At 74.3% G+C, this 7,954-nt stretch carries 5 protein-coding genes; 2 read left to right on the forward strand and 3 right to left on the reverse strand.

Annotation, left to right across the window (positions count from 1 at the left end):
* Positions 1-53: 53 nt before the first annotated feature.
* Entirely contained in the window at positions 54-1,319 is a 1,266-nt protein-coding gene (locus HMPREF9056_RS02080; protein WP_009402329.1) for a TadA family conjugal transfer-associated ATPase, read from the reverse strand.
* A complete protein-coding gene (locus HMPREF9056_RS02085) occupies positions 1,307-2,413 on the reverse strand; it encodes a cellulose synthase operon protein YhjQ/BcsQ (RefSeq protein WP_253269898.1) in 1,107 nt (368 codons plus the stop codon). The genes HMPREF9056_RS02080 and HMPREF9056_RS02085 overlap by 13 nt, the downstream gene beginning before the upstream one ends.
* 301 nt (positions 2,414-2,714) lie before the next feature.
* Here HMPREF9056_RS02085 and HMPREF9056_RS02090 point away from each other — a divergent pair, with 301 nt between their 5' ends.
* Positions 2,715-3,707: an HAD family phosphatase gene (locus HMPREF9056_RS02090; protein ID WP_009402333.1), complete on the forward strand. Its 993-nt coding sequence runs from the start codon at positions 2,715-2,717 to the stop codon at positions 3,705-3,707.
* Here the strand turns inward: HMPREF9056_RS02090 and HMPREF9056_RS02095 are convergent.
* A complete protein-coding gene (locus HMPREF9056_RS02095; protein ID WP_009402335.1) occupies positions 3,650-4,564 on the reverse strand; it encodes a Fic family protein in 915 nt (304 codons plus the stop codon). The genes HMPREF9056_RS02090 and HMPREF9056_RS02095 overlap by 58 nt on opposite strands.
* Before the next feature lie 267 nt (positions 4,565-4,831).
* On the opposite strand from HMPREF9056_RS02095, the gene HMPREF9056_RS02100 reads away from it, so the two are divergent.
* Positions 4,832-5,773 (forward strand): hypothetical protein, encoded by a 942-nt coding sequence (locus tag HMPREF9056_RS02100; RefSeq protein WP_253269899.1) that lies wholly within the window; start codon positions 4,832-4,834, stop codon positions 5,771-5,773.
* Positions 5,774-7,954: the final 2,181 nt, after the last annotated feature.

Here is a 7,954-nt window from a genome sequence, read left to right on the forward strand (position 1 = left end):
GCCCGGGGGCGCGGCGGCGTGCGGGAGAGCAGCCGCCTCTATCGTCATGATCGTCATATCGGTCTCCTCTCCCCCGGTCCGGCCGGGCCTTCGAGACCGGCGCGGGAGAAGGCCTGCTTTCCGATCCGCTCTCGCAGTGCGGGCGCGGCCGGGCCGGGGAGCAGGCGACCGTCGTCGGCCACGCGGAGGGCCTCCTCGCAGATCAGGACCGCTCCCGCCGGTGTCGCCTCGCGCCGCAGCACGCCGACGGAAGCGACGAAACGGCGCGCCCCAGAGGAGCCTATCTGCCGGCGCAGGTGGACGACGGCGTCGAGGGCGCTGGCGGCCTGGGCGGCCACGGCCGCCTCGTCGAGGCCCGCGAGCGCGCCGAGGGCGGTCAGGCGGGCGGGGACGTCGGCGGGCGAGTTGGCGTGGAGGGTGGCCCAGCCGCCCTCGTGGCCGGTGTTGAGGGCGGTGAGGACGTCGCGCACCTCGGGGCCGCGGCACTCGCCCAGGACGATCCGGTCGGGACGCATGCGCAGGGCGGTGCGTACCAGAGCGGTCATGGAGACCGCTCCGACGCCCTGGACGTTGGCGCCGCGCTCCTGAAGGTGGACGACGTGGGGGTGGTCGGGGCGCAGCTCGCTGGCCTCCTCGATGCACACGATGCGCTCGCCGTGCGGGACGAGCCCGAGCAGGGCCGCCAGGAGGGTGGTCTTGCCGGTTCCGGTGGCGCCAGTGACCAGGCAGCTGGCGCGGCGGGTCACCAGGGCGGTCAGGACGTCGTCGAGGCCGGGGGCGATGGTGCCGGCACCGGTGAGCTCGGCCAGGGTGAAGCCGCGGCGGCGCTTGGTGCGCAGGCTGACAAGGGTGCCGTCGGCGCTCAGTGGCGGTAGGACCGCGTTGAGGCGGGTGCCGTCGGGCAGGGTGGCGTCGACGACGGGGCAGGCGTCGTCAAGGCGCTTGTGGGCGGAGGCGGCCATGCGCACGGCCAGGGCCCGCACCTGGGGCTCATCCATGGAGGCGGCGGGAACGGGTTCGAGGCCGTGGCCCCGGTCGATCCAGGTGCGCCCGCCGCTGACGAGGACGTCGGTGACGCCGTCGGTCTCGATGAGGGGCTGCAGGAGCGGCCCGGCGCCGTCGACGTCGGCGCGAACCCGCTGGCCGAGACGCGCCATGCCCACCTGGCCGGTGGCGGGGTCGGCGGCGTCGTTGAGGGCCTCGTCCAGGCCCACGCCACGGGCCAGGGCGCTGCGGATGCGGGCCAGCTCGGGGCCGTCGGAGCCGGGGTCCCCGCGAGCTCCGGCCGATCCGGTGAGATCGGGGCCTACCGGGGCCATGACTCGCTCCTGCGCTCCAGGCCCGTGGTTCGGCCACCGGCCGGATCCGGCTCGGGTTCCTCGGGAACGAGGACCCGGGCCAGCAGCTCTCGGGCCAGGGCGCTGGCGGCGCGTCTGGTGGCCGAGCGGGCTCGGACCGGGTCCTCCCCGAGGGCCAGGCGCTTGATGAGGACCCGGTCGGTGGGAAGATGACCCAGGACCGGGCAGCCGGTGATGAGCTCGAGGTCCTCGGCGACGACGTCCTCGCCCGTCTGGCGTACCACGAGCCACACCGCCGGGCGCACGGCCGGCTCATCAGGGCCGGTGAGCTCCGGGCCGCCCGGATGAGGGCCCCGCAGCCGTGGGACGATGCTCTCCGCGGCGACGGCCGAGCGCAGGTCGAGGCCGCTGACGAGCAGGACCCGACAGCCCGGTGGCGGGGGCGCGCCCCGGGGCAGATCCACCAGGACGACGTCGTGCTCGGTGCGCATCGCCTCCAGAACCGCGTCCGCGCACCTCGACGGCCCACCGCGGACGTCACCGGTGAGCAGTGGCACGGCGTGCCACACGGGCAGGGCCCCGACGAGGTGCCCGGGCCGGAAGGCCGACTCCTCCGCCGGGAGGTCCGCCCAGCGCAGGCCGGTCAGCACGGTCTCCCCGCACAGGAGGTCCAGGCCGCCCGCCGGGTCCAGGTCCATCATCGCCACCCGCTTCCCGGCGCGGCTCAGCGCCCACGCCAGGTGCAGCAGCAGGACGCTGACCCCCAGGCCTCCACGAGCGCCGGTGACGGCCAGGACCTGGGCGGCCGGGTTCCTTCGGGCGCGAGCGGTTCCCACCGACCCTTCCGGCGTCGGCACCGGAGTGCCCGAGTCCTCTGTCCCCGGCGCCGCCTCGGCCGTCCCACCGGGCTGCGGGCGCCGGCCAGTAGAGGGCCTCAGGGGCGGAAAGGCGACGCCCCGGCCGTCCCACACCTGCGTCATCTCCGTTGTCGCCGAGCCCGTCTTCTCCACCGCCTCGGTCTCTCCTCCTGACTCCGCCTCCACCACGGCAGGAATCGTCTCCGTGGTCTCGGAGTGCCGCCCCGTGCCCCTCGGGACCGCGTGAACCGTCCTCATGGATACCCTCACCGGTATCTCCGCTGTCTTCTCCAGTGTCTCCATGCCGTCTCTCCGATCCGCTTTTCCGCGCGCCGTGGCGCCGATCCCGTACCAGAGTGGAGGCCCGTCGCCACCGACGCCCACCGACGTCGTCAGACCTGTGGAAACGGGTTGCAGAAACGGGCCTGTGGCCCCGCGCCGCCCGCAACCGCCCACCATGGACAGCGACATGCCACCGGCGTGGACGTCAGAGGACGTCAGAGAAAACCAAGGGGCCGCACGCCTGACACCACGGCCCGGCTCGTGATGAGATGGGGCCATGAGCGCGCAGCCCCGCGCAAGCGATCCCTCCCAGCCGACAGCGGCGTCATCGGCGACGTCAGCAGCCGCCAGGTCGGCCGCAACGGCCGCTCTCGATCCCGAGCCCACCGGGCATCGTGCCGCGGCCTACTTCGACCTGGACAAGACGATCCTGGCGACGTCGTCGACCTGGGCACTGGGTACCCCGATGCGGCGCAGCGGCCTCATCTCCTCACGGGCACTGGCCCACGGGCTCATCGCCCAGATCCCCTACCTGCTGGTGGGGGCCGGTACCCGGCAGTCGACCAGCCTCATGGAGCACCTGGCCCTCATGTCCGCCGGCATCAGTCGCCGAGACCTCATGGAGGTTGTCGAGAGCGCCCTGGCCACGGCGATCGAGCCGGCCGTCTACGCCGAGGCCCTCGATCTCATCGAGGCCCACCACCGGGCCGGGCACGACGTCGTGGTCGTCTCGGCCTCCATCAACGAGATGGTCTCCCCCATCGCCCGCCTCGTAGGGGCGGACCGCGCCGTGGCCACACGTATGGAGGTCGGCGAGGACGGGTTGTTCACCGGTCGTATCACCCGCTCCATGCTGCACTCGGAGAAGGTGGTGGCGCTGCGGGAGGACGCCGCCGCCCACGGCATCGACCCGGCCCGGTGCTGGGCCTACTCCGACTCCATCTCCGATGAGCCGATGCTCAGTGCCGTCGGTCACCCAGTCGCGGTCAACCCCGACCGGGACCTGCGGCGCATGGCCCAGGAACGGGACTGGCCGGTGCGCGACTTCGCACGCCCGGTGCGGCTACGGCCGCGCTGGGAGCCCCCGAGCCCGTCGACCCGGACCCCCCTCATCGCCGGCGCGGTCGGGGTTCTCGCCGTCGGCGCCGCCGCCGCATGGCTGGTCGCCCGTCGCGGCAGCCACCTTGGCACGCCACCGCGGCCTCCGAGCACTCAGCCGGCCCGCCAGGTGCCCGCCTGGACGGCCCGGCACAGGCGCTGGGCCTCCTGAACCCCCGCAAGCACGGCCTCCGCCTGCCACACCACCCAGGCCACGACCCCCTCCATCGTGCCGGAGGCGTAGGCCCCGGCCGCCTCGGCGTAGGCCACCGGCACGCGCCCGGGGTAGAGGTCGCTGACCGCCGTGCCCGTCGGCTCGACCCCGTCGCGCACCAGGAGGTGGCGCACCAGCAGCCGCCCCACCGCGGCGTTCCCGGCCGTGAAGGGGCGCGCCGCCAGCATCTCGGCGTGGACGATGGCGGCCCGCACCAGCGCCGGCGCCCGCTCCACCTCGATGAGCTCCACCAGCCCCGCCAGTCGCGCAGCCAGTTCCTCACCCTGCGGCTCCGTCCCCGGGCCTCCCTCCCGAGCACCCACCCGCCCGGAGCGCGGCACGCCGACCTCCTCCAGCGCCACCCGACCGCCGGCGGCCAGGGGCCCGACGACATCGCGGTGGAGGACAGCCAGCAGCGAGCGCGCCGGTGGCACCACCGGCCTGCCCCGTCCTATCAGGTCCGGCATCCAGCCGACCAGGCGGGTCCCGGCGCGCCACAGGCCGGCGACAGCATCCAGACCCGGGTCTCCCGTGGCGGCCTCGGTCAGGGAGCCCTCGGCCACGTGCTCGCGCAGCACCTCGGCGGGGACCACCGCGCCTTCCACTCCGCCTGAGGCGATGGCCCCTCGGATCGCGGCCTCGGCGCGGGCCTCGCGCCACCGACGCCGCAGAGCCTCGTTCCAGCGCAGCTCGGCGCAGGCCTCGCGCACCGCCGCCTCGGCGGCACGCACCCGCTCGTCGACGGCTACCGCCCTGAGCGCCCCCAGCACCGGGGACGCGGAGGCCCCGGGCGCCTCGGTGTCAGAAGACGGCACGGATCCGGGGTCGGCCGCAGCTGGGACACCCGCACCCGCCCGATCGGAAACCACCGCCCCGGTATCCGATCGCCCCGTCGACACGCCGGTTGGGCCCGGTGCCCCGGCCTGACCGCGCCTTTTCGGCGCCCCGGCCGCGGACGTTCCGATCCCTACAGACATTCGCACCACGCACCCACTGTGGCACACCACGGCCGGCCTCAACCACAGGCGCCCCAGGCCGACCCAGGCCAACGCAGACCGAGCGCACCCCCTAGACTCGATCGGGTGAGTGACTCCCCCTCCCATAACACCCCGGGCTCCGCCCCGGCGCCCGGGTCCCCAGGCGCCTCAGGGCAACCGCCGCGCAGTCGCAGGCCCGACTATGTGCTGACCGCCGTCGTCGGAGTCATCTTCGCCACGAGCATCTCGGTCCTTCTGGGCCTGGCCGACGCCGCACCGTCCTCGGTCCTGCGCACTGGCCTGCTGCTCGGCGCCATCCTGCTGCTCTCATCGGCCGCCACCGCGCTGTTCGCCGGCCGCTCCTCGCTGGGCGCGCTCGCCACCGGGCTGACCGCCCTGGCGGCCCAGTCGATGGTCTTCATGGCTCCCATCCATGCGTCCTCCCTGTCCGATGAGTGGATGCGCAAGCTCATCAGCACCGGTTTCATGCTCATCCTGGCGGGCCTGTGGCTCGGCGGCTCCTGGGGAATGCGGCTGGCCCGCCGCGCCGGCCAGGCCCAGGGCCACGCCGCCTTCCGCCTCACCGAGGCCGACCGGACCGTGGGCTCCACCCCGACGCCGCCGCCCTCACGCCGTCGTGATCACCTCCTGTCGCTGCCCTGGGTCGTGGCCGGGCTGGCGCTCGCGGCCTTCCTGCTGCCCCGCTCCTACCTGCGGGCGGTCGCCCCTGGCATCCAGACCGGGCCGCTCATGCTCGCAGCCGTTCTCGTCTCCTTCGTCGCCCTGGCCGCGGCGGGCGCCTCGACGGCGCAGTCCACTCTCGGCGCGCGCGTCACCGGCCCGATCCTCATCCTGGTGGCGGCACCGGCGCTCAGTAACGATATGATCCCTGGCGGCCATCTGGTCTCCAGGCTCCTGCCCTACGGCCCGGACGCCGTCGTGCTCGCCGCCATCGGCATCGAGCTCATGGCGATCGGCTGGGGAGCACATATGGCTCGCCGCCAGGGTCGCGCGAACGCGCTGGCCAGGCTGCGCTCCGGTGTCTGAGGGTCCCATGCCCGCAGTCATGCCCGAGGGACGTCGTTCCACCCCTTTCGGCGTCCCCGCCCCTACTACTACCGTGTTCATGCGTAAGGAGACCTCGTGAGCACCGACAGCACAGACCGCACCGCCCCGCAGACGCCCAGCACGCCCGACGGCGTCGACCCAGCCTCCCCGACTGCCTCGACCCCCGCCGCCGCAGAGCCGGCCTCGGACGCTCACCTGGCAGAGGCGACGGCCACTGTGACCAATGAGGCCGCAGCCTCCCTCAAGGGCCTCGCCAGCAAGGTCGTCCAGGCATCTCGGCCCACCCCCTCCACGCCGGTCACGCCGACGACGACAGCGGGACCCCCGGACGGGGCGGTCAGGCCGGTCGGTCAGGTCGGTGCGGTCAAGACCGCCGATGATGCTGCGGACGAGAACGTTGACACCGTGAACATCCACGAGCAGGAGGACGATCAGAGCCCCGCCGCGGGTGAAGCGGTCAAGCCTTCTCAAGCCGCTCAGGCCGGATGGGTCGCCGACACGGCCGACGACGCCGATGAGGGGATCATCCAGGAGATCGAGGAGGTCTCTGACGAGCCGGTTGCGGCACCCGAGGAGCCTCGAGTCGGCACGTTCCCGGTCGGCCGCCCCGCCCAGGACCCGCTGCGCCCGGACGATCCCTCGCCCCGTCCGGTGGCCACTCAGGCGGCGCCGACGCCGTCCGAGCCCTCCGAGCCAGTCGGGCAGGCTGTGGTGGGAGCCGTCGCCGGGACCGCCGACATGCCACCATCGATCCCGCCGTCATCGGGGCCGGCTGCGGCGAAGGCTCCGGCGCCGGCGGAGCAGGCGGACGCCGAGGTCGACGCCGTCTCCAAGACCCCCTCCACGGCCGGTGAGGCCGAGACCGGCACAGCGCCCACCGCCTCGATCACGTCCACCACTCCCGCAGTCTCCTCCACAACCTCCTCGGCCGGCGCTGGTGCCCCGGCCTCGGCCGGCACCGCGGAGGACCCCGCCGACTCCGACGCCCCGGCGTCCTTCGCGGCATCGGAGCCGGTCGATCAGGCGACCCGGAACGAGTGGCAGGGCCAGGAGGACCGGAGGAACTCTGCCGCCGACGCATCCGCCACGTCCGCTGTCTCCATCGCCCCCGCAACGGAGACGCCGTCGGCCGCGGTCTCCGATGCGGCGAGCGCCGTGGTCGCACCGACCCAAGCGGTGGCGGCGCCCGGGGTCGGGAGCCCTGAGGAGCCGGCGGAATCGGAGAAGGCGACCGAGCCGGAGGACATCGAGGACCTGGATGCGGTCGCCGAACCCGGGGCGGACGGTGAGGAGGCCACGCAACAGGCAGCGGACTCAGCGGCCCCGACCGCGCGGGCGGACACCCCGACGCCGGAGGCCACCGCCTCCCGGACCCCAGCACCCGGCGAGGACCTCGACCACGATTCCGAGGCCGACACGGACTCCACCGGTACGGAGGCCTCCTCACCGACGCCCCCGGCATCCCCGAGGCCGTCGGCGCGATCCGCATCGTCAGGAACGTCAGCTGTTTCGTCGGCGACCGCTGGCTCGGCGCCATCGGCGCCCTCCGCCGCCCGAGCCGTCAAGGCAACGGCCGCCACCGTGTCGACAGCAGCGACCACGCCCACGACGACTGCCGCCTCCGCCGCAGGCCCCCGCTCGGCCGGCACAACCGGCAGCGACGGCACAGATATCCCCACCGACTCGACCGCGGACGCAGCCGGACCGGCTGAACCATCCGAATCATCCGAGTCGTCCGAGCCGACGGAGTCCACCACCGAACCCGCCCCCGCACCCGCGGACGCCCCGGTGGACAACCGTCCCTCGGCGCCCGCCTGGCCGGCGACCCCAGCGGCCCAGCTCGCCCGGACCGGTTCAGCGGCAAGCGCCTCCACGGCGCGCTCGGCGGAGTCGACCTCCTCCGTACGCCCCGCGTTCTCCGCGGACGGTGTCTCAAGGACCGGCTCCTCCACAGGCGGGCCGTCAGCGCCCCCCTCCACCTTGGCCCCGTCCTCCGGACTCCTCGACCACCGTTCCCAGGCCCCCGCCGACGCCTCGGCACCCGCCACCGCCGAGTCGACGGCCCCCACGGGCCCCTCCGCGGCCACGGCGGCGGGCTTCAGTGCGGCGTCCGCCGCGGCTCCTGCCGCAGCGTCGAGATCGGAAGAGCACACGTCTGAA

Origin of the sequence: Actinomyces sp. oral taxon 170 str. F0386 (genome assembly GCF_000195595.1) — a bacterium.
Classification (GTDB): Bacteria; Actinomycetota; Actinomycetes; order Actinomycetales; family Actinomycetaceae; genus Actinomyces.

What these genes read in the sequence shown, in the direction of transcription:
- HMPREF9056_RS02090 (WP_009402333.1), top strand. Translation starts at nt 2,715, where the DNA reads ATGAGCGCGCAGCCCCGCGCAAGCGATCCCTCCCAGCCGACAGCGGCG.
- HMPREF9056_RS02085 (WP_253269898.1), bottom strand. Translation starts at nt 2,413, where the DNA reads ATGAGGACGGTTCACGCGGTCCCGAGGGGCACGGGGCGGCACTCCGAG.
- HMPREF9056_RS02080 (WP_009402329.1), bottom strand. Translation starts at nt 1,319, where the DNA reads ATGGCCCCGGTAGGCCCCGATCTCACCGGATCGGCCGGAGCTCGCGGG.